The sequence below is a fragment of the Methylosarcina fibrata AML-C10 genome (assembly GCF_000372865.1).
Lineage (GTDB): Bacteria > Pseudomonadota > Gammaproteobacteria > Methylococcales > Methylomonadaceae > Methylosarcina > Methylosarcina fibrata.
In genome coordinates this window covers 4,670,707-4,690,105 of record NZ_KB889965.1, presented here as the reverse complement: position 1 = coordinate 4,690,105, position 19,399 = coordinate 4,670,707, and the positions used below count along the sequence as shown (strand labels likewise).

At 52.2% G+C, this 19,399-nt stretch carries 17 protein-coding genes; 11 read left to right on the top strand and 6 right to left on the bottom strand.

What is annotated here, in order from left to right:
- The first annotated feature begins 300 nt into the window (after positions 1-300).
- Complete coding sequence (locus tag A3OW_RS0122235; protein ID WP_020565667.1) at positions 301-933, top strand: FHA domain-containing protein; 633 nt, start codon at positions 301-303, stop codon at positions 931-933.
- 246 nt (positions 934-1,179) lie between these two features.
- Here A3OW_RS0122235 and radA read toward each other — a convergent pair whose 3' ends face one another.
- Positions 1,180-2,556: a DNA repair protein RadA gene (radA, locus tag A3OW_RS0122225; protein ID WP_026223846.1), complete on the bottom strand. Its 1,377-nt coding sequence runs from the start codon at positions 2,554-2,556 to the stop codon at positions 1,180-1,182.
- 532 nt (positions 2,557-3,088) lie between these two features.
- Here radA and A3OW_RS28740 point away from each other — a divergent pair.
- Positions 3,089-3,652, top strand: a complete 564-nt coding sequence (locus A3OW_RS28740) for a response regulator transcription factor (RefSeq protein WP_020565663.1) — start codon at positions 3,089-3,091, stop codon at positions 3,650-3,652.
- A 371-nt stretch (positions 3,653-4,023) separates the two neighbouring features.
- On the top strand, positions 4,024-6,189 hold the full coding sequence (locus A3OW_RS0122210; protein ID WP_020565662.1) for a hypothetical protein: 2,166 nt from the start codon (positions 4,024-4,026) through the stop codon (positions 6,187-6,189).
- Positions 6,190-6,393: 204 nt separating this feature from the next.
- Here the strand turns inward: A3OW_RS0122210 and folP are convergent, their stop codons facing one another.
- A complete protein-coding gene (folP, locus tag A3OW_RS0122205) occupies positions 6,394-7,215 on the bottom strand; it encodes a dihydropteroate synthase (protein WP_020565661.1) in 822 nt (273 codons plus the stop codon).
- A gap of 297 nt (positions 7,216-7,512) precedes the next feature.
- Between folP and A3OW_RS0122200 the strand changes: the two genes are divergently transcribed.
- The 6 genes from A3OW_RS0122200 to rpsT all read left to right on the top strand — a co-directional run bounded on the left by A3OW_RS0122200 (position 7,513) and on the right by rpsT (position 13,705).
- Positions 7,513-8,901, top strand: coding sequence for a DUF6513 domain-containing protein (locus A3OW_RS0122200; protein ID WP_020565660.1), 1,389 nt, complete (start codon positions 7,513-7,515; stop codon positions 8,899-8,901).
- A gap of 341 nt (positions 8,902-9,242) precedes the next feature.
- Entirely contained in the window at positions 9,243-9,986 is a 744-nt protein-coding gene (gene pssA, locus A3OW_RS0122195) for a CDP-diacylglycerol--serine O-phosphatidyltransferase (RefSeq protein WP_020565659.1), read from the top strand.
- 245 nt (positions 9,987-10,231) lie between these two features.
- Complete coding sequence (locus tag A3OW_RS0122190; RefSeq protein ID WP_020565658.1) at positions 10,232-11,776, top strand: 2-isopropylmalate synthase; 1,545 nt, start codon at positions 10,232-10,234, stop codon at positions 11,774-11,776.
- 306 nt (positions 11,777-12,082) lie between these two features.
- On the top strand, positions 12,083-12,817 hold the full coding sequence (locus A3OW_RS0122185) for a uracil-DNA glycosylase (RefSeq protein ID WP_020565657.1): 735 nt from the start codon (positions 12,083-12,085) through the stop codon (positions 12,815-12,817).
- 2 nt (positions 12,818-12,819) lie between these two features.
- Positions 12,820-13,359 carry a ribosomal protein S18-alanine N-acetyltransferase gene (gene rimI / locus A3OW_RS0122180; protein WP_020565656.1) on the top strand — a complete coding sequence of 180 codons (540 nt, stop codon included), beginning with the start codon at positions 12,820-12,822 and terminating at the stop codon, positions 13,357-13,359.
- Between the two features lie 82 nt (positions 13,360-13,441).
- Positions 13,442-13,705 (top strand): 30S ribosomal protein S20, encoded by a 264-nt coding sequence (rpsT, locus tag A3OW_RS0122175; protein WP_020565655.1) that lies wholly within the window; start codon positions 13,442-13,444, stop codon positions 13,703-13,705.
- Between the two features lie 83 nt (positions 13,706-13,788).
- Here the strand turns inward: rpsT and proB are convergent, their stop codons facing one another.
- From proB to rplU, 4 genes are all read right to left on the bottom strand, one after another.
- On the bottom strand, positions 13,789-14,910 hold the full coding sequence (proB, locus tag A3OW_RS0122170) for a glutamate 5-kinase (RefSeq protein WP_026223845.1): 1,122 nt from the start codon (positions 14,908-14,910) through the stop codon (positions 13,789-13,791).
- The gene (cgtA, locus tag A3OW_RS0122165; RefSeq protein ID WP_020565653.1) at positions 14,897-15,931 is read right to left on the bottom strand and encodes an Obg family GTPase CgtA; all 1,035 of its coding nucleotides are present in this window, start codon (positions 15,929-15,931) and stop codon (positions 14,897-14,899) included. The genes proB and cgtA overlap by 14 nt, the downstream gene beginning before the upstream one ends.
- Before the next feature lie 125 nt (positions 15,932-16,056).
- Positions 16,057-16,314, bottom strand: a complete 258-nt coding sequence (gene rpmA, locus A3OW_RS0122160; protein WP_020565652.1) for a 50S ribosomal protein L27 — start codon at positions 16,312-16,314, stop codon at positions 16,057-16,059.
- A gap of 24 nt (positions 16,315-16,338) precedes the next feature.
- Positions 16,339-16,650 carry a 50S ribosomal protein L21 gene (gene rplU / locus A3OW_RS0122155; RefSeq protein WP_026223844.1) on the bottom strand — a complete coding sequence of 104 codons (312 nt, stop codon included), beginning with the start codon at positions 16,648-16,650 and terminating at the stop codon, positions 16,339-16,341.
- A gap of 259 nt (positions 16,651-16,909) precedes the next feature.
- Between rplU and ispB the strand changes: the two genes are divergently transcribed.
- Positions 16,910-17,920 carry an octaprenyl diphosphate synthase gene (ispB, locus tag A3OW_RS0122150; protein WP_020565650.1) on the top strand — a complete coding sequence of 337 codons (1,011 nt, stop codon included), beginning with the start codon at positions 16,910-16,912 and terminating at the stop codon, positions 17,918-17,920.
- 477 nt (positions 17,921-18,397) lie between these two features.
- Positions 18,398-19,366: an ABC transporter substrate-binding protein gene (locus A3OW_RS0122140; protein WP_020565648.1), complete on the top strand. Its 969-nt coding sequence runs from the start codon at positions 18,398-18,400 to the stop codon at positions 19,364-19,366.
- The last annotated feature ends 33 nt before the right edge of the window (positions 19,367-19,399 follow it).

Genomic DNA, 19,399 nt, shown 5'->3' with positions numbered 1-19,399 from the left:
CGCCATAAATCAAGGCTTTATTCCGCAGTCTTTCCCCTACTTTCGAAAACTATTAACGGCGAGAATACAATTTTTTCTGGAACACCGAAAAAACGCGCTTCATAAAAAATGAAAAAAGTTTTTTATTCTTTAACGATTGAACTAATCTTTAAATTTGAGAAGACCAACTGAATTATTGGTCGGGATGACAACTTTCATCTTTTCATCATAAATTTGCTTGATCTTTGACACAGCTCGGGTTTTTGACCAACCGGATTTCCCTACTATAATTAATTCAGTCTGTTAATTTATTTTGAGTCAATGGCAAAACTTACCGTTTTTTTTAAAGACCGAGTCATTCATTCCGACCAATTTGAAAAAGGCATAGTGCGCATTGGCCGGGATGAAACCAACGATATCATCATCGACAGTCTGGCCGTGGCCCCTGCCCATGCCGTGATCGTCATTCGAGACGACGATCACATCGTCAAACAAATGAATTACGATTTTCCGCTGATGTTGAACGGAGTAAAAATTAAAGAAGCGCCGCTCAAGGATAACGACACGATTACTCTGGGAAAGCACGACATTCTTTTCAGCACCGAGGAAATGGGTCATACGCCGTCTCAAATGGACGAATTAGATCGGCTCCCCTTGTCTCTTCTCAATCAGAAGTCTGACGAAATTTCCTTGCCGGCGGCTAATTTGCAGATTCTGAACGGCGAAAATATCGGCAAAATCATCGCGATCAGAAAAAAAATCATGCAGATCGGACGCAGCGGCAGCGGCATAGTCGCCATCACCAAAAGAAAAGAGGGTTATTTCGTGTCGATACTGGAAAACATCGGCACGATTACCTTAAACGACGTTCCGATTAACGATAACTCGTTAAAACTCAATCACAACGACGTTCTCGTAATCAACAACCGGAGCCTGCAATTTTTTCTAAATTAAATCCGTCCGGAAAAAACGGATTGGATTCTCATTCAACGACTCTTCCTGATCCATGAGCCTGTCCCGGCTTGGTTGCATTATCAAGCCCGCCGCGGCTCAAGAAATGATCCCGCCTCCCTCTTCGACCGAAACCGGAAAATTCTCGATCCTGACCGGGACGCTGTCAGGAAAAAACAAGCCAACCTGAAAAACGCCGCGACCGTCATTGCCATTTCTGTCGAAACTTAGGGATAAGAGAGTTCATTTTTATAACTCCGACAGGACATTCAAAGCTTCCGAAAGCGTGGCAACCGCATGGATCCGTAAACCTTCGATGGATTTTTTAGGCGCGTTCGCTTTGGGTATGACGGCTTTTTTAAAGCCGTGTTTGGCGGCATCGTTCAATCTTGCATAACCGTTGGCCACCGGCCTGATCTCGCCGCTCAAGCCGATTTCGCCGAAAAAAAAGGTATCGTGAGCGATGATCCGGTTTTTCAGGCTGGAAACGATGCCGACGACGATGGCCAAATCGGAACTGGTTTCGGTTATTTTGATGCCGCCGACGACGTTGGCATAAATTTCGTCGCTGGCGGTAAAAATCCCGCCGTGTCGGGATAACACGGCCAGCAGCATGGCCAGCCGGTTTTGATCGAACCCTACCGCAAGCCGGCGCGGGTTTCCGTACTGACATTCGGTCACCAACGCCTGGATTTCCACGAGCAACGGCCTCGTTCCTTCCCATAGTACGGTTACCACGCTGCCCGAAGAAGGCGTTTCAGGCCTATTGAGAAACATGGCGGACGGGTTTTTGACCTCCTTCAGGCCGGTGCTGTCCATTGCGAAAAAACCCAGTTCGCCGACACTGCCGAACCGGTTCTTGTCCGCCCTCAACACCCGGAACCTCGCGTCATCGGTGGACCCCAGAATAATCTGGGTATCCACGATATGACTCAAGGTCATGGGCCCGGCCAGAGACTGATCCTTGGTAACGTGGCCGACCATGAACAAGGCGACGTGATTTCTTTTCGCGTATTGCGTCAGATGACTGGCCGACTCTCTTACCTGAGAAACCGAGCCGGGCGCCGATTCCGTTTCCGGCGTATAAACGACCTGAATGGAATCGATAATGACCACCTGCGGCTTGACTTCGTCGAGCACTTCACAAATCCTTTGCACCGAAGTTTCCGCGAGCATCATGATATTGTCCGTTAATAACCGCAGCCTGCGGGCTCGTTCGGCAATTTGCTGCAACGATTCTTCTCCGGACACGTAAAGCACACGAAGGCCACGGCTGGCGATGTTGGCGATCACCTGAAGCAGAATGGTGCTTTTTCCTGCGCCCGGCGCACCTCCGATCAGGACGACGCTGCCTCTGACGATCCCGCCTCCGAGAACCCGGTCGAATTCGGAAAGGCCGGTGGACAGCCTTTCTTCATTAACGAGGGAAACTTCGGATAATAATTTAACTTCGGATAGAGTGCCCGCATAACCTGCCGGAGGCCTGCCTCGACCGGAACCTGACGAATTTAGTCTGACTTCCTTCAAGCTATTCCAGGCGCCGCAACTGGTGCATTGTCCGCTCCAGCGAGGATAATCGGCGCCGCACTCGGTACAGACGAATGCAGATTTATCTTTTTTACTCACTACAACCTCATAAGTCACATTTTAAAAAAGAAATACAAATTGCCCATGCAAAAATTCAGACGTTTTCAACGATAAGAAATCAGCAGCGAAACGAGTTCGACCGGAAAGCCGGATGTCGTTCCGATCAAGCCAACGGCTCCGCGGTATTTGGCGATTTGAAATCGGCAGTCCGGGAATGGGCAATCCCACAACCATTCCGACTATCCTGAAGACAAGGCAATCATTAACATGAGTTTATTTACTAAAGAGTAAAGAATTTTTCTAACTTTTAAATAAAGTAGAATACGCGTGGCAAAACCGTAAAAAGACTGTGTTAAACTATAATTGGTTCATACGCTTATTCAGAAGAGCCCATTCTTGAAAAATTATCAGAAATCCAGGAAAACGCAGACAGGTTGGTTCGGGCTGCCCCACATACCGTAAGAGAACTTTTCAAGGACTTATTGAAGTGGCCAATGTTTTGATTATATCAACCGTTTCTCAATCAGGATCAGCCTGGCAGGCAATCCTCTCCGGGGAACATGAAGTTCGGGTGCTGGATAGTCTTGAAACAGCACCCCATGTCATTGAGCAGCAATCCATTCACTTTATCATTATCGACGGCAAATTATTCGATTCCGGTAGCGCTGCTCTCCCTTTGTTCAGTAATTACGGTTTGAAATCCCTCATCATCGGTCATAAGTGGCCCGAAGACAAACAAATAGAGGCCCTGGCCGCGGGATACTGGGGTTATTGCGAAGCGGAAATGGCAATTCAGTTACTTTCCAAAGCGACCACCAGTATTTTAAACGGCGATACCTGGATCAATCGAAATCTGGTTCCCAAAGTCATCGGCATGCTGATCAACATGAACAAAATGCAACCCATTCTGCCCGACCAGAAAAAAATCGAATTCAAAAATAATCTAAAAACGCTCACGTTGAGGGAACTGGACGTAGCCAGGATGATCTCCACCGGAGAAAACAATAAAATCATCGCCTCGGCATTGAACATTTCGGAGCGAACGGTTAAAGCCCATTTAACCTCCATTTTCCAGAAACTGAAGGTTCAGGACCGCTTGCGTCTGGCGATATTGTTCAAAGAGTACTACGAATAAAATCAAATTCAAACAAGCTCTGTTCTTCTAATGAAAACAGTCGATCCCCGGTTACCGGCTTGCCAAAACCCTGCCGTGGCTTTCCGCTCCACAAATGACGCTCATGCCTGATACAGGCGCAGTCAAAATAGATTCCATCCGGTTTCTCAATTTCGTTGACAACTCGGCTTGAATCACGATAGTTTTCTCAACCCGGATATCTTGAATATATGTCGGGCAATACTTTCAGCACTATCTTTTCCTCGAGAGTAACAGCGAAAGTAATTTACCGGTAAACTCATCCTGAATTAATTTTTTCCAAACTCCCAAAAACGTTATGCTAGGGGCAGTAGCTTAATAAACAATCCAAGCTCAATCCATTAGGAGAAGATATGGCTATAAAAACCACCCAGTCCTGGCGCCTGATTTCCATTCTGCTCGGTCTCTCTTCAGTCGTCCAGGTTGCAGACGCGGCTCCGGAAGACCTTGCCGAAAGTTCGGGCTATGAAGAAGGCGGCGGCATTACTATCGACAACTCGGGCAAACCGCCCGTCGGTTTTTTTCAAGGTAACCGTGCCCTCGACACCAATCCGGATTTCGCACGTTTTAATGCGCAACACCATCATCGCTGGCAAGCGGCAGAGCGGGCAAAAGACGGCAAAATAAAACTCCTGTACGGCGCCGCCTCCGAACCCTATCCGGACGGCCCGGAGACCGCGGCCAAAGCTTTTCTGAAAGAATCGCACGATTTATTCGGACTCAAAAGCGACCTTTCCGACGTGAAAGCCGTCAAGGTGGATAAAACCGCGTTACGCGATCACGTCAGATTTCGCCAGATTCATAACGGCGTCCCGGTCATGGGAGGCGAAATACTGGTGCATACCAATAAAAAAAATCAGGTCACGATGGTCCAGAACAGCCTGATTGCAGACGTCCGCCTGACCAATAAAGACAACCTTTCGGAAGAGGCCGCCAAAACGGCGGCGCGCCAGGATATCCAGAACCACAACAGCGGCGCGGCTCTGGCCGAATCGAAAGCGGAAAAGGTCATTGCTCCGTTCAACGGCGCGCACAAATACATCTGGAAAATCGCCACTTCGACTAGCCATCCTTTTGCTTACTGGGTTTATCACATCGACGCCGAAACGGGGGCCATCCTGTATAAAGCCGATGAAATTCTTCACATCAGATCAGGAAAAGGCAATGCCTACAAGACGAACGCGAACTGGCACGCGGGAAAAATAAGCAAGGTTTCCCTTAAAAATATGTATACCGTGAACGAGGGCAACACGTCCGGCTGGCTGTGGGGGACACACAGCCTGGTGCTCGATTACAACGGCAACGATCCCACCTCGACCCAGTTTTCCTTTCTTTCCGATCCGGCAGCCGACAAGGATTATTTCGACGCCGTCCATACTTATTATCAACACAACACCATTTGGGCATGGTGGAAAAAGAACGTCATCAGCAAATACAGTTTTGCCGACCCCAATTATTTTTACAATCAGTTCATTCCGGTCGTCGTCAACATAGACGGCTATTGCAATGCCGGTTATACGTCGAATATCGGCCTGAATAATCTGCCCGGCATTATCTTCGGCGATGAAAACTCGTGTGCTCCCGGCTCGGAAGATCTTGCAATCGACGTAGACGTGTTCCGGCACGAGTTTACCCATGCCATCATGGACTGGTCCGGTTTTAACGCGCAATTCGACGGAGATTTGAACGGCTACGGCCGCGCGATGGGAGAAGGCAATGCCGACTGGTATACTTTTCTATATACCCCGAACGATCCGCAGATTGGGGACGTCGCCTTCGCGTTGCTTCCGCAATATATAAGGAATCTGGACAACACCCGGATGTACCCGCGGGACGTCGATTATCCCGACTACGGCACTCCGGAAGAGCATTACACCGGCGAGATCTGGGGCGGGTATTTGTATGACCTGTATAAGATCTTAAAAAAGAAGGCCATTCCTTATGTCTTTCAATCCTCTTATTATTTTACCTCGTCCGGAGGATACCAGGACGGCTCTCCGGATTTCTTCGACGGGATCATGGCGCAAATCAATGCAGAACTGGATCTGACCGGAAAATTGACCTCTTCGGCCAAGGCCTGGGGGGCCGCGACGAGCCGAGGACTCAATGCCTTGTTTCGAGCGCCTTATTCCCATCCTTCCGATTATTTCGATAGCGGGGCGTCCGGATCGGATAACGCCGAATTTATCGGAATCAATTTCCCCCCGGTCAAATCGATAAAAACCAAAGGGAACTTGTTGCTGACGGGCGATACGCATGAATATGTGATAAAAATTACCGAATCTTTATCGAAATTGAGCGCCAAAGTGAAAGGATCCAAAACGGACGGGATCCTGGCTCCCCAGCTCAATTTATACGACGCCACTCAAACGCTCGTGGCGGCGGGTACCACCTCCGGCAGTACGGCATCGGTCAGCTTTGAAAATATCGCACCCGGCTGGTATGTTCTGGTGGTAACCGGACAGGCGAGCGCCCCGGCCAGAGGCAACTACAGTTTCGAAGTAAAAGCCAAAAATTAACCATTCGAAGCGGGCAACCGGCCTGAGCCTTGGCAGACAAGTCGGCGGATGACGTCTTGATTCCGGATTCATCCGCCGACCACCTACCCGGCGCCGCCTGATCGGGAGTTCAAAAAAATCTTTTCTCCTTGAGCACTCCGGAAAAAAGATCGGTAACGATTGCTTGGTCAAGTCGGCGGTTTTTCCGCAGGCCTCGGCTTCCCTCTATCGGCTCTGCTTGATGGCCCAGGCGACATCGGCCGCCTGCCTGTTTTCCTTGACGTCGTGCACTCGAAACACGCGCACGCCCGCCATGACGCCCAAAGCCGTGGTCACCGCGGTGGCGGTTACCAGTTCGGACGGAGCGTTCACATGGCACAGCGCTCCCATGAATTGTTTGCGGCTGGTCCCCAGCAGAACGGGAAAACCCAACGCGACAATCGCATCCAGATGCGCCAGCAGATCGAAATTGTCCTGTTTTCGTTTGCCGAAACCGATGCCCGGATCGAGAAAGATTCTATGACGCGGGATTCCCGCCCGCAGCGCTTCCTCAATGCGTTCCTCCAACGTTTGTATGACTTCCTGCACGACGTCGTCATAATAAGGATTCATCTGCATGGTTTTGGGATCGCCCTGTTTGTGCATCAATACGACCGGCACTTCGAAATGGGCAGCCACGGACAACAAGGCGCGATCGTCCTGTCCGGCCGAAACGTCGTTGATCATGTTGGCTCCGGCCATCAGCGCGGCTCTGGCCACTTCGGACCGGGTGGTATCGATGCTGATCCTGACGTTGCTGCCCATGCGGAGCCTGATTTCTTCAATGACCGGCACGACCCGGCGAATCTGTTCCTGCGGATTGATCGGGCTGGAGCCGGGACGGGTCGATTCTCCGCCGATATCGATAATATCGGCGCCTTGCGCCACCATCAGTTGCGCTTGACGCAGAGCGGCATTCACGGATAAAAAGTTGCCCCCGTCTGAAAAACTGTCCGGGGTAACGTTTAATATCCCCATAATGAGCGGTTTATCGGATTGGCTGAACATGGTAAAAAGCTCCTGTGCCGAACTCAGCGATTAATTTCGAATAGATAGTTCACCGTGAACTACGTTTTAGGTATACGATACCCGTTTAACCGATTTCTATCCCTAGGAGAGTCAACAGTTCCGGAAAGCGTATGTCCAAGCATCAGCGTCTCCATGAACATGGGAAGGCGCATTTCAAGGAGAATATAGTTGTGGCGGGGCTTGAACTTTCAACCCCATGTTGCGCGGGAATAGACGATAGCCACCGGCATTGTATAGGTTAATTGACCAAGTTTAAGAAAACATTAAATCGAAGGCATGAGCGAACACATACTTTTTCTTACCGGAAAATTGGCGGAAAAACAGCTTCATACTATTTTGGAAAAAATGCGGCCGGATTTCACTTACACGGTGCATCAAATCGGCGTCAAGGTTGCGGCGCTGATGACCGCCGACATGATTCGGCGCCGATTAACCGATACTTTCGGAGCCCATCGCATCGTCATTCCCGGCCGGTGCCGCGGCGATCTGGAATCGTTGTCGGCGGATTTGGGCATTCCGGTGGAGCGGGGGCCCGAGGAGCTGAAAGACCTGCCGACGTATTTCGGCAAAGCCGCCCATCACTACGATTTAAACCGGTACAACGTCAAAATCTTTGCCGAAATTACCGACGCGCCCAATATCAGCGTCGAGGACGCGGTCAAACGCGCCTATTACTATAAAAAGAACGGTGCCGACATCATCGATATCGGCTGTCTGCCGAGCACTCCTTTTCCGCACATGGAAGAGCTCATTCGCACTTTAAAGCAGGAGGGCTTTACGGTCAGCCTCGATTCCCTGGACAACCAGGACCTGCTGAGGGGCGGCAAAGCGGGAGCCGACTTTCTGCTCAGCTTGCACGAAAGCAGCGTCTGGATTGCCGATGAAGTCGCGTCCACGCCGATTCTGATTCCCGAAAAACACGAAGACCTGGCTTCCCTGGACCGCGCCATCGACGCGCTGCAAGCCAAAAACCGGCCGTTTATCGTGGATCCGATTCTGGATCCTTTGCATTTCGGCTTTACCCGGTCGGTGGTGCGTTATCATGAGGTCAGAAAAAACCATCCCGACATTGAAATCATGATGGGCATCGGCAACCTCACCGAACTGACCCATGCCGACACCGCCGGCATGAACGCCCTGCTCCTCGGCATCTGCTCGGAACTCGACGTCAACCACATTTTAGCGACGGAAGTCAGCCGCCACGCCTGCCGCGCCATCAAGGAAGCCGATCTGGCCCGCCGTATCATGCTGGCCGCAAAAGAACAAAATACCCTGCCCAAACACATCGATCCGGGCTTGATGGCCCTGCATGAAATTGCGCCGTTTCCGTATCAACTGGATGAAATCCGGGAGCTGGCCGCGCAGATTAAGGATCCCAGCTACCGCATCCAGATCAGTCCCGAGGGGCTTCACATATTCAACCGGGACGGCTTTCACAGCGCCCGGGATCCGTTCGAACTCTATCCGAAACTGGGCGTCGAAACCGACGGCGGCCATGCCTTTTATCTGGGCGTCGAACTGGCCCGAGCCGAAATCGCCTGGCAACTGGGCAAGCGCTTCACCCAGGATCAGCCGCTCTTTTGGGGCTGCGCTACCGACGCCTACGGGCAAACGGTCGATCTTCACACCTTTAAACCGGCCGGAACCACCCTGCAGAAGAAATAATGCCCGGAGCCGTTGATTCATCTAGGTATGGCCCGCAAGGTCATTGTATAATTCGAAGCCGTTTCGCAGAAGTTTCAGGCTCCGCTCCCCGCTTTTAACTAACGGTATTTACAATAAAGCCCGGTGATTCGGACCGGAATGAGAAAGGCGGAACAGTGCTCGACGTTGTTGCCTGATCCGGCCCGAAGGGGGCCGTTTACGGTTAAAAACGCAGGGATTCACATAGCCGTAACACTGCGCTGCGAAAATGCCCGGAATGCATTGATCGCAGAGAGTAACGGCGCCGGCAGGCATGCAACTGGACATTTAATAATTTTGAAAAACGAAGGCTTGAATACAGTATGACCGATGAAAAACGTTCCATTCGCCGCCGCGGAATTTATTTGCTGCCTAATTTATTTACGACGGGCGCACTGTTCTCCGGATTTTATGCCATTACTTCGGCAATGGGCGGCCGCTATGAAACCGCCGTGGTCGCGATTTTCGTGGCCATGATACTCGACGGACTGGACGGCCGAGTGGCGCGATTGACCAATACCCAGAGCGAATTCGGCGTTCAATACGATTCCCTTTCCGACATGGTTTCCTTCGGCGCCGCGCCCGCCCTGGTCATGTATTTGTGGGCTTTTTCCAGTCTGGGCAAAATAGGCCTGTTCGCCGCTTTTGTCCACATGGCGGGAGGCGCCTTGAGACTGGCTCGTTTCAATACCCAGGTCGAAACGGCCGACCGCCGTTATTTCCAGGGCTTGCCGAGTCCGGCCGCCGCCGCGATTCTCGCCGGCTTTATCTGGATTTCCCTCGAATACGACGTCGACCTGCAAATACTGGAATTCCCCGCTTTGGTCTTAACCACCGGCACCGGCTTATTGATGGTCAGCAATTTCCGTTATTTCAGCTTTAAAGGCATCGACTGGAAAGGCAAGGTCACTTTTTTTGCCGCGATCAGCGTCATGCTGGCGATCGCCTTCATTATGGCTCAGCCGCAAACCATGCTGTTTTTATTGTCACTCATCTATGCGATTTCCGGTCCTGTAGTGACCCTGGTCATGCGCCGCCGGCGCCGGGCGGCCGCCCGCAAATCGTAAAATCTGCTTGAGAAAGCCCTTTTATTGGCGTATAGTCTCGAACCATGTCAAGTCAATATCCGATGCCATTTCCTCTCGTTATCGATAGCCGCGAACGTTCGCTCACGGCTTATTCCGCCTGGTCGTACCTGTCCTCAAGACTCCTGCCCTAAGGGGCATTATTCTTACTCGTCAATTTAATCCAACCCTCGTTAGTTAATGTGCATCAACGCGTTCGTTGATCTTTCTCCATACATGGAGTTTTTATGAAAGACAAATTGATTATATTTGATACGACCATGCGCGACGGCGAGCAAAGCCCCGGCGCATCGATGACCCGCGACGAAAAGATCCGGATCGGTAAAGCGCTGGAGCGCTTGAAAGTCGACGTTATTGAAGCCGGATTTCCTGCCGCCAGCCCCGGCGATTTCGAAGCCGTCCAGGCGGTGGCCAACGTCATCAAGGACAGCACCGTTTGCGGCCTGGCCAGAGCTTTGGATAAGGATATCGACAGCGCCGGCCTGGCGTTGAAAGGCGCTGCCCGTTCGAGAATCCATACCTTTATTGCGACTTCTCCGATCCACATGCAGATGAAACTGCACATGCAGCCGGAACAGGTCATCGAATACGCCGTTAGAGCGGTCAAGCGCGCCCGCCAGTATACCGACGACGTCGAATTCTCTCCCGAAGACGCCGGACGGTCCGAAGAAGATTTTTTATGCCGGATTCTCGAGGCGGTGATCGATGCCGGAGCCACCACCTTGAACATCCCGGATACGGTCGGTTACAGCATTCCCCAGCAGTTCGGCGCCACCATCGCCAATCTGATCAAGCGGATCCCCAATTCGGACAAGGCCGTCTTTTCCGTTCATTGCCACAACGATCTCGGTCTGGCGGTGGCCAATTCGTTGTCGGCCGTCATGAACGGCGCCCGGCAGATCGAATGCACCATCAACGGTCTGGGCGAACGCGCCGGCAACGCCTCGCTGGAAGAAGTGGTGATGGCCGTGCGCACCCGTCAGGACGTCTTCACCTGCGATACCGGCATCGATACCCGGGAAATACTGACCTGCTCGAAACTGGTGTCTTCCATTACCGGCTTTCCCGTACAGCCCAACAAAGCCATCGTCGGCGCCAATGCTTTTGCGCATGAAGCGGGAATTCATCAGGACGGCGTCCTGAAAAGCCGCGAAACCTATGAAATCATGCGTGCGGAAGACGTCGGCTGGTCGGCCAACCGAATGGTTCTCGGCAAGCATTCGGGCAGAAACGCCTTCAAGAGTCGGATGACCGAACTGGGCATTGAATTCACTTCGGAAGAAGAGCTGAACGACGTTTTTTTACGCTTCAAGCAATTGGCCGATAAAAAACACGATATCTTCGACGAAGACTTGCAAGCATTGATTTCGGAAGCCAGCTTCGAGTCGGAAGACGAGTACGTCAAGCTCATTTCCCTGAAGGTATGCTCCGAAACCGGCGAAGTGCCTAATGCCAAAGTCACCCTGCGCATCGACAACAAAGAAGTCACCGGCAATTCCCATGGGGGCGGAGCCGTTGACGCCAGCTTGAAAGCCATCGAGCAGTTGGTCATGTCCAACGCCAGCCTCGAGCTTTATTCGGTCAACAACATTACCAACGGCACCGACTCTCAGGGCGAAGTGACGGTTCGTCTCGAAAAGGAAGGACGGATCGTCAACGGTCTGGGCGCGGATACCGATATCGTCATCGCCTCGGCCAAAGCCTACATCAATGCCGTCAACAAGCTGCACAGCCCGGAACGGCGCCGTCATCCGCAAAAAGGTGATGTGTAACCGGCCGCATTCGCCAGGATCAACGGGCAGGATGCCGAAAAGCATTCTGCCCGGGCAAAGCCCCAATGAGCCGTTCCGTTCTCATTCACGGCCAGCGAACGAAAGAAAATGTTTTTCCACTCCCGCACATTGCGTGGATAAATTCCGCAAGCCTGCAATATCACTTTTGCAAGTGCTTGTACAGCCCCGACCGCTTCCCGCCGAACGAGGAACCGGGCAAAGCCCCGGCGAGACCTTTCGGAAAAAAGACGGCTTAGCCGCCACTTTCTATGCAGTTTCTTCGTTTCCCCGGAAGAAGCCGAAGTAATGGCCGACCGTACGACGCGTCTTGATTATCTGAAAGCGATGGGAATCGACGTCTGGATTTCCAGAAATCCTGTACCCGACGAAGAAAAGCCCCCGGTAATCGAGCAACCGGCACCACCCGTCCCGAACGCCGTTCTAACTTCCGCCGAACCCCGACCGTCAATCGCCTTATCGGAAGCCGAATCATGGGATTTGCTGCAATCCGAAGTGGCTCAATGCCGAAAATGCTCACTCTGCGAAAGCCGGACGCAAACCGTTTTCGGTTCCGGAAACCGGCAGACCGAGTGGATGATTATCGGCGAAGCACCGGGGCAACAGGAAGATTTGCAGGGCCAGCCTTTTGTCGGCAACGCCGGCGCGCTGCTCACCGAAATGTTGCGTGCAATAGGCCTTGGCCGGGAAGAAGTCTATATCGCCAATATTCTTAAATGCAGGCCTCCCGGAAACCGCGATCCGAAGCCGGAAGAAGCGGCGAGCTGCCGGGATTATCTGAATCGGCAACTGGCTCTGATTCGCCCCAAAATCATTCTGGCCGTCGGCCGAATCGCGGCGCAAACCCTGCTGGCGACAGACGAACCTCTGGCCAGACTGAGAGGTAAAATCCATACTTTAAATGGCATTCCGCTTGTTGTAGTCTATCATCCTGCGTATCTGTTGCGAAATCTGCCGGACAAGAAGAAAGCCTGGGCGGATCTGCAATTTGCTTTGCAAACTTATCGAGATATTAAAGGTTAATTATGCAAGGGTTACTGGACAAGATTAAAAACTTCCTAGTGTACGATGCCGACAAAGAGTTTTATGCCAAGGTCTTTCCCGATTCGGTTTCGAGAAAGGATTTAATGCGGATACGCCGAATGACCGCATCGGATCTTCCCGCGGTCATGGAGATCGAAAGAAAAAACTATCAATTTCCCTGGGGCGAGGACATTTTCCGGGACTGTTTCAAAGCACATTACGACCTTAGGGTCTGCGAAGAAATGGACAGGATTCTAGGCTATTGCATCGTGTCGGTGGCAGTCGGCGAGGTGCACATCTTGAACGTCAGCGTGGATCCTGTCGAACAAAATCAGGGCATCGGGCGGAAAATGCTCGAATACGTCATTGAAAACTCCAGGGGCAAAGCGCAAACCGTCTTCCTCGAAGTCAGGCCGAGCAATGCCGTGGCAATTTCTTTATATAAAAAGATCGGTTTCAACGAAATCGGCATAAGGAAAGGCTATTATCCGGCGGAGAACGGCCGCGAAGACGCCATCATGCTCGCGATGGAACTGTTTTAACCGAGGGACCGGTTGACAATGGCGCGTTTTGGAAAGATAATATGCGGTCTATTTAACTTAACATTGCACTCATCGAGACACTATGGCTAATACAGCACAAGCTAAAAAACGCGCGAAACAAGCGGAAAAAAGCCGTATTCGCAACGCAGGACAACGCAGCAATCTGCGTACATTCGTTAAAAAAGTCATTGCCGCCGTTAACGCGGGCGACAAAGAAAAAGCGCAAGCTGCTTACAATACGGCTGTGCCTATTATCGATTCGGCAGTCAACAAGGGCATCATTCACAAAAACAAAGCCGCCCGCAGCAAAAGCCGTCTGAACGCCAGAGTAAAATCGATCGCTTAAAAAGCCTCTCCCGGATCAATGATTAAGAAAAGGCCGGACAATATTACTCGCGGCCTTTTTTGTATCACGGAATCGGCTCTTCTCTAGATCAGAACCATATTGTCCCGGTGAATCAGTTCAGCATCGTCCGCGTAGCCGAGAATCCTTTCGAATTCCAGACTGCTTTTCCCGGCGATCAATTGGGCTTCCTTCTTGCCGTAGTTGATTAGCCCTCGGGCGATTTCCAAGCCTTCTTCATCGACGCAGGAAACCAGCTCCCCCCGCTCGAACCGGCCGGCGACCGACTTTACGCCGACCGCCAACAAGCTTTTACCGTCGCGTTTGAGAACCCTGACCGCTCCCGCATCGAGCACGAGCCGGCCTTTGACTTGCAATTGTCCGGCGAGCCAGCGTTTTCTCGCCACCAAAGGCTCCATGTCCGGCAAAAAGAAAGTACCCAGTTCTTTCCCGGCGATCACGGCAGTGATCACGTCCTCGACCACCCCCGCCGCAATCACGGTGGCCGCCCCCGATCTCGAAGCCAACCGAGCCGCGCGCACCTTGGTGTACATGCCGCCGCGGCCCAGACCGCTTCGGCTTTCTCCGGCCATTTTCTCCAGACGGGCATCGTTCACGCCGATTTCGGAAATGAGCGTCGCCTCGGGATACAGGCCCGGATCCGCAGTAAACAAACCTTTCTGATCGGTCAGAATAATCAGCAGCTCCGCTTCGACCAGATTGGCAACCAATGCCGCCAGGGTATCGTTATCACCGAAACGAATCTCTTCGGTGGCGACGGTATCGTTTTCATTGATCACCGGCACAATGCCGAATTTAAGCAAAGTTAATAGAGTGCTTCTGGCGTTGAGATAACGCTGTCTGTCGGACAAATCATCGTGCGTCAGCAAAACTTGCGCCGCATGCAGGCCATGCCGCTGAAAATTATCATCGAAAACACGCACCAATCCCATTTGACCGACCGCGGCGGCCGCCTGCAGCTCGTGCAAGGTCTTCGGACGCACTTTCAAACCTAGCCGACACATGCCTTCGGCCACCGATCCGGACGAGACCAGAACCACCTCAATCGACTTTTTCCTTAATCCGGCCATCTGCCGAACCCAATCCGCGATGGCCGCCTGATCGAGCCCCTGCCCACCCTTGGTGAGCAACGAGCTCCCTATTTTTACGACAACCCGCTTAACCCGCGCAAAATCAGACCTGTTCACTGTTTTTCCGTCGCTGCTGTTCCAAAAATTCCATGATCGCAAACATGAGCTCCCGGGTGCCCTCCCCGTTGATCGCCGATATGTTGTATACCGGCCCGGCCCAATTCAATTCTTCAACAATGGCCCGGCAATGAGCCCCCCTCTCTTCTCCGGGCAATCGGTCGATTTTGTTCAATACCAGCCAGCGAGGCTTCGCGGCCAGTTCGTCGCTCCATTCTTCGAGTTCATGAACGATTTTTCTCGCCGCCTCGACCGGCGTATCGGCGCTCTCGTACGGCGCTACGTCAACAACGTGCAGCAGCAATCCCGTTCTCGACAAATGCTTGAGAAACTGCAAACCCAGACCGGCACCCTCCGCCGCACCCTCAATCACGCCGGGAATGTCGGCGATAACGAAGCTGCGCAGATCATCCACCCTGACCACGCCCAGATTGGGGTGCAGCGTGGTAAACGGATAATCGGCTACTTTCGGCCTGGCCGAGGAAACCGCGCGAATCAGGCTGGATTTGCCGGCATTCGGCATTCCCAACAAGCCGACGTCGGCGATCAGGGTCAATTCCAGATGAAGAGTACGATGCTCGCCCTCGGTGCCTTTGGTGGCTTTTTGAGGAGCCCGGTTAACGCTGCTTTTAAAACGGGTATTGCCGAGACCGTGAAATCCGCCCTGGGCTACCAGCAGGGTTTCTCCGGTTCTGGTCAGATCGCCGATCACCTCTCCGGTATCGGCATCGGTCACCAGCGTGCCGAGCGGCACGGGGACGTAGCAGTCTTCGCCTTTTCTGCCGGTGCAGTTGCGGCTCATACCGTTCTGTCCGCGCTCGGCCCGAAACACGGTATGATAACGAAAGTCGGCCAGCGTATTGACGTTTTCCACAGCGAGCAGATAGACGCTGCCGCCGTCGCCGCCGTCGCCGCCGTCCGGACCGCCCAGCGGAATGTATTTTTCGCGCCGAAAGCCTATTGCGCCGTTACCGCCGTCGCCCGCTTCGACGCGAACCTCTGCTTCGTCGACAAATTTCATATCTCAAACACGCCGCACTGATTGCCAATCGATAAAAACAAAAAAAGCCCCGCTGTTGAGTGGCGGAGCTTTTTTAAGCATAAACTTTACCGCCGCGCCGGTATTATAGAGGGCGGCGGCAGGTTTTAAGCAGCGACAACACTGACGAATTTACGCCCTTTATTGCCCTTGACTTCAAAAACCACCTTGCCGTCAGCCGTTGCAAACAAGGTATGGTCTTTTCCGCAACCGACGTTATCGCCTGCGTGAAAACGAGTGCCGCGTTGACGGACAATGATGTTTCCAGCCGTTACCAACTGACCACCGAAACGCTTGACGCCCAACCTTTTCGCATTCGAGTCGCGGCCGTTGCGTGTACTGCCGCCAGCTTTTTTATGAGCCACAATGAATCCCCTCTAATTAAGCGATTAAGCGGAAATGCCAGTAATCTGGACTTCCGTATAGTATTGACGGTGCCCCATCTGTTTCATATGGTGCTTGCGTCTTCTAAATTTGATGATCTTGACCTTTTTGTGCCGGCCTTGAGACTTGACCGTCGCAGTCACCTTGCCGCCCTCGATGTAAGGCAGACCTACTTTGACTCCGTCACCGGATTGAATCATCAACACTTTATCAAATTCAATGCTGTCGCCTGTACCCAGCTCCAGTTTTTCTATTTTTAAGGTAGTCCCTTCGGCTACCCTATATTGTTTACCACCCGTTTGAATTACCGCATACATCTGAGCAAGCTCCATCAAGCATTAATCTGTTAAAAGTGAACAGAGAATTTTATTTTTAAAACCATACCGTGTCAAATCGGGGTTTGCACGGCGCTACCAAGATCGTAATAAAATATCACAAAAAAGCTATTGACATCAATATACTTTTTTCAATAGCATGGGCGATTTACTATCGCATTAAGAACAGCTTAACCGCTTAGTGTTTTATAGTTAACAAGCTTATGAAAAATAATAAAATTTCCATACTTAAGTAGACAGCATGGCATTGCACTCTCACCAAGCCTTCAGTTCCCCGGCGCCCATTGATTTTAATTCAATCAAGCACTTAACGAAAACTGAAACCAAGGCAGTCGATCAGCTCATTATCGATGAACTCAGTTCCGATGTCGTGCTCATCAATCAAATGGGACATTATATCGTCGGCAACGGCGGCAAACGACTGCGTCCGATGCTGTTGTTGCTGGCGGCCAAAGCCCTGACCGGAGTCGACGACAAACATCTGATTTTGGCGGCGGTCATCGAATTTATTCATACGGCAACGCTTCTGCACGACGACGTGGTGGACGAATCGGACCTTCGCCGCGGCAAGGACTCGGCCAATGCGGTCTGGGGCAATGCCGCGAGCGTACTCGTCGGCGACTATCTCTATTCCAGAGCGTTCGAGATGATGGTCCGCACCGGCAATTTGCGCGTCATGGAAATTCTTTCAAAAACAACCACCGCCATTGCCGAAGGAGAAGTTCTGCAGCTTTTGAACTGCAACAACCCGGAAACCACGGAAGAAAAATATCTCCAGGTGATTGCCCGAAAAACCGCCATACTATTCAGCGCCGCGACGCGGTTAAGCGCGGTCATCTGCAATGCCGATGCCGAAACCGAAGAAAGTCTGGCCCGGTACGGCCAGCATCTGGGAATCGCCTTCCAGCTCATCGACGACGCACTCGACTATAAAGCCAATAAAGAAGACTTGGGGAAAAACCTGGGCGACGATCTGGCCGAAGGCAAGCCCACCCTGCCGTTAATCTACGCCATTCAGAACGGCACCGAAAAAGAAGCCGAAATCATCATCAACGCCATCAAAAACGGCAATCGCGACGCCTTCCATGAAGTCTACGGCGTCGTGCAGCGCACCCAGGCGATCGCCTACACCGAACAGCGCGCCGACCAGGAAGCCGAAACCGCCATCAATGCCATCAAGCACCTGCCCGATTCCGAATACAAGGAAGCTTTGATCTTGTTGGCCAAATTTTCGGTGCAACGGAATTATTAGGATCCCGGTTTACCGAAGTTCCGTTCATTTGCAACCTGGACAAAGAGAAAGCGAACGCTGAAGCTGAAATCGCGGCCTTAGCGCTTTCGGAAAACCGGCTCCCGGCGGCCGGAACGCCTGTCTAACCTGATGACACCTTCTTTCCACAGAACACAAAGAATCTTTAGCGTCGGGATCCGGCTCGGCATAGAAATACGAAGTTCTTTCCTTTGCCGGGTACCGATTCAGATATCGACTTCCGGCAGCCGAGCGGGACGCTCCCTGGAAAAGCCGAGCGTTGCCGTCATCCGGCGGAAGCAGGAATCGAACAATTTCGAAGCTGCCGAGTCTTTAAAGGATCCCATGGCAATCCTGCATTCCTGTCTGACCGGGCACATCGGTGAATTTCAACCTGATCAGCCATTTCGACCCTCTCGCAGGAATCTTTGCATAACGTTAAAATAGACAGAATCCATTGCTTCCGTCACGATAGAGGACATGAAAACTATTTTTTTCTATATCGCTTTAGGGTTGCTGTTCGTGTTCGACCATGCGGCCGCTGATAAAATCACCCTCCGCATCGGGGTCCAGGCCTCGGGTACCTTCGACTGGGAGCTGGCCGCGCTTCAGGACGATCCCGATACCGCTTCAGCCGATTTTCAATTGTCCGTACAACGCCTGGCAAATGCCGAAGCCGGCAAGATTGCCTTGCAATCGGACGCTGTCGACATGATCGTCTCCGACTGGATCTGGGTTTCGAAGCTTCGCTCGAGCGGCGCCGATTTCACCTTCTACCCGTATTCGACCACATCGGGCGCGCTGATGGTCAAGGATACCAGCCCCATCCGCACCCTCAAGGATCTCAAGGGCAAACGGCTGGGCATCGCCGGCGGCGAGCTGGACAAAAACTGGCTGTTATTGCAGGCCCTGGCGCAAAAGGAACAGTTCGATCTGAAAGCTGCGACCGAACAGGTGTTCGGCGCGCCGCCACTGATCAACGAGCAGCTCAAACAAAACCGTATCGACGCCGCGCTGAATTACTGGCATTTCGCCGTCCGGCTGGAAACGCTCGGTTACCGGCAAATTATTGACGGCAAGGACTTGTTGAAAGCATTGGGCATTAAAGAGGAGGTCCCCAGCCTCGGCTATGTGTTTAATCGAAATTGGGCGCTGCAACACAAAAAAGCGGTCAACGATTTTTTCAAGGCAAGCCAAAAAGCCAAAAATAGCTTATGCGACAGCGATGCCGCCTGGCGTAAAATCATCCCGATGACCAAGGTGGACGGTCCGGCCACGCAAGCCAGACTAAGGCAGCGTTATTGCGAAGGGCGGATCGTACGCTGGGGCAAGCAGGAACAGCAGGCGGCCGAACGCATCCACGCCCTGCTGCGCACGCTCAGCGGCAACAAGCTGACAGGACAATCCGAGCATCTGCAACCCGGCACCTTCTGGTCGATCGAAGAATAACAGTTGATTTTGGCCAGACTGAAGAGCTATTTT

Excerpts from the sequence above, each read along its gene's own strand:
- A3OW_RS0122235 (WP_020565667.1), top strand. The coding sequence starts at position 301 with ATGGCAAAACTTACCGTTTTTTTTAAAGACCGAGTCATTCATTCCGAC.
- A3OW_RS0122210 (WP_020565662.1), top strand. The coding sequence starts at position 4,024 with ATGGCTATAAAAACCACCCAGTCCTGGCGCCTGATTTCCATTCTGCTC.
- folP (WP_020565661.1), bottom strand. The coding sequence starts at position 7,215 with ATGTTCAGCCAATCCGATAAACCGCTCATTATGGGGATATTAAACGTT.
- A3OW_RS0122200 (WP_020565660.1), top strand. The coding sequence starts at position 7,513 with ATGAGCGAACACATACTTTTTCTTACCGGAAAATTGGCGGAAAAACAG.
- pssA (WP_020565659.1), top strand. The coding sequence starts at position 9,243 with ATGACCGATGAAAAACGTTCCATTCGCCGCCGCGGAATTTATTTGCTG.
- A3OW_RS0122190 (WP_020565658.1), top strand. The coding sequence starts at position 10,232 with ATGAAAGACAAATTGATTATATTTGATACGACCATGCGCGACGGCGAG.
- A3OW_RS0122185 (WP_020565657.1), top strand. The coding sequence starts at position 12,083 with ATGGCCGACCGTACGACGCGTCTTGATTATCTGAAAGCGATGGGAATC.
- rimI (WP_020565656.1), top strand. The coding sequence starts at position 12,820 with ATGCAAGGGTTACTGGACAAGATTAAAAACTTCCTAGTGTACGATGCC.
- rpsT (WP_020565655.1), top strand. The coding sequence starts at position 13,442 with ATGGCTAATACAGCACAAGCTAAAAAACGCGCGAAACAAGCGGAAAAA.
- cgtA (WP_020565653.1), bottom strand. The coding sequence starts at position 15,931 with ATGAAATTTGTCGACGAAGCAGAGGTTCGCGTCGAAGCGGGCGACGGC.
- rplU (WP_026223844.1), bottom strand. The coding sequence starts at position 16,650 with ATGTATGCGGTAATTCAAACGGGTGGTAAACAATATAGGGTAGCCGAA.
- ispB (WP_020565650.1), top strand. The coding sequence starts at position 16,910 with ATGGCATTGCACTCTCACCAAGCCTTCAGTTCCCCGGCGCCCATTGAT.
- A3OW_RS0122140 (WP_020565648.1), top strand. The coding sequence starts at position 18,398 with ATGAAAACTATTTTTTTCTATATCGCTTTAGGGTTGCTGTTCGTGTTC.